We start from the raw sequence: 2,033 nt of genomic DNA, 5'->3' as shown, positions 1-2,033 counted from the left end.
TTGTTGGGTGCTGAAGTCACTGAGATAAACGCTCTTCAATTTAAACGGATATCCATGGAAGAGCGGGGCGGCTATGTGCTTGAAAAATGGCTTCTCGGCCGACAATGTGCCGGTGATCGTATTCCTGCCCTTTTCTACCGAGGCATAAGTACAACGCCGCAAGATGCGGTTCTTCTTGTCCATGGACAGGGAAAGGCTTATCTTGCTGATCTGGAAACAGGCGGCCCCGGACGCTTCATTCAAGAACTCCTTGATCATGACAAAGCAATTCTCGTCATTGACACCTTTGGAGTAGGGGAGTACCACAACCATGAGGGGGCTTTCAAGCGAGATAACACCACAAATTTCATGGACACTTTTCTTCCCACAGATACGGGATACCGTATACAAGACATCCTCACTGCCGGCGTGTTTTTAGAAAGCCGCTATGATCTAAGCGGCGCCATTACCCTTGTCGGCCTAGAACAGGCAGGTATTTTGTCCATATTTGCGGGAACGCTGGGGAAACACTTTTCTTCCATTATTGCCGATATGAACCAATTTGATCTTGATGATGATCAGCTTTGGCAAGAACAGTACTATGTGCCTGCCTTACGAGCCTTAGGAGACATACCTGCGGCCATTGCTGCCGGCGGCGCTCATCGTTTTACACTGTTCAATGTAAAAGAAGAAAACAAGATCCTCGGTGTGACAATAAAGGATCGAAGCCAGATCGACTATAATGATCTCTTGTAGAACGTTTCTGTTACACAGTCGGTAACCGAAACATAAAAAAATGAATATCCGAGAATGCAAGGGGTAGCTCTTTCTTGCTGTCAACCTTTTAAACCCAATCAGAATATTGTGCAACAAAAACAAAACACAGCCAACCGATATTTTCAGTCCTGTGCCAATGTCTTTTGGCAAGAAGTCTTCAGCATGGAATTGGACTATCTGCTTCAACACTTAGATAATCGCAGCCCTGTTCTGAGTATAGGATGCGGAACTGCTCCTATAGAAGAACGGCTTGCCAACAACGGCTATACGGTTTATGGAGTGGACATCCATGGAGAAATGTTAAAGTATGCCCCGGAAAACATCAAAGTCATAGCGGCAAGTGCAGAAAACCTGCCTTTTCCAAAATCCACTTTTGGCGCGGTTATTTCCGTTGCCTCATTGCAATTTATTCAGAACGTACAAAGGGCTGTGAAAGGGGCACTCTCTGTGTTGAAGCAACAAGGTGTGTTTATTGCCATGTTGCTCAATCCTGCATCCTCTTTTTTTAAAGAGAAGTTCAAACAGCCTAATTCATATATAAGCACTATAAAACACGTTAATCTTGAGTATATAGAAGACGTCATATCTGAAGACCTTTTCGTTGAAACGGAATATTACATCGGTGAAAATGAGGGAAAATTGTTCAAAAGCAGCGATTCTGCCCACGCCCTCTTATACATTGCCAAGGGATACAAAAAGCCTCAGCTCCATTAAAAAAAACACTCCCTCTATGAATAGCAGGTTCTATTTATGATTGTCTCTTTAATCTCATCTGAGAGTTCATTGAAGTAGGCGCAATAACCGGCAATACGAACGAGTAAGTCCGGATATTTTTCCGGATGTTCACGGGCATCAAGCAACATTTGTTTGTTTACAAGATTAGGCTGCAATTGCATGCCGCCCTTTTCGAAAAAGGCCTTAAAGATGGAGACATGATTTGGGACGCCGCAGGCGGCTTGAGAAGAACGCATCTCAGGATTTTGACACCAAGGGCAGCGCAGACGGCACCCCCGGAAAAAGATGGTGGTTCGAATCCCGGATCCATCGTATACACACGTACGTTGTATATTGCATACGTTCAGATGGCGCGTGTGCTCCATAATGAAGTCCTTATCAAAAACTTCTTGTACTTTGAAGCGCCAAAGTGACTGTGAATTCCAGTCCTATGGAAGACCATCACTCAACGATAAATTAGAGCGACAACATATGGTGTGCCCCCCGTAAACTGGTCCATGTATAATGAGAGTTTCGCATCTGCCCTTCGGGCAAGGAGACTT

At 44.7% G+C, this 2,033-nt stretch carries 3 protein-coding genes and 1 pseudogene; 2 read left to right on the top strand and 2 right to left on the bottom strand.

Going from position 1 to position 2,033, the window contains the following annotated elements; genetic code table 11:
- The coding region (locus GX117_04245; GenBank protein NLO32553.1) for a hypothetical protein at positions 1–735 on the top strand (735 nt) is incomplete at its 5' end.
- Positions 736–843: 108 nt separating this feature from the next.
- Entirely contained in the window at positions 844–1,470 is a 627-nt protein-coding gene (locus GX117_04240) for a class I SAM-dependent methyltransferase (protein NLO32552.1), read from the top strand.
- A 14-nt stretch (positions 1,471–1,484) separates the two neighbouring features.
- Here the strand turns inward: GX117_04240 and GX117_04235 are convergent, their stop codons facing one another.
- Together GX117_04235 and GX117_04230 are read right to left on the bottom strand one after the other, a co-directional pair.
- Positions 1,485–1,727: an autonomous glycyl radical cofactor GrcA gene (locus GX117_04235; GenBank protein NLO32551.1), complete on the bottom strand. Its 243-nt coding sequence runs from the start codon at positions 1,725–1,727 to the stop codon at positions 1,485–1,487.
- Positions 1,728–1,856: pseudogene (locus tag GX117_04230) on the bottom strand (4Fe-4S cluster-binding domain-containing protein).
- Positions 1,857–2,033 lie beyond the last annotated feature (177 nt).

The sequence above is a fragment of the Candidatus Hydrogenedentota bacterium genome, from assembly GCA_012523015.1.
Taxonomy (GTDB): domain Bacteria; phylum Hydrogenedentota; class Hydrogenedentia; order Hydrogenedentales; family CAITNO01; genus JAAYBJ01.
The sequence above is the reverse complement of the archived record's forward strand: the minus strand, read 5'-3'. Positions and strand labels throughout refer to the sequence as shown.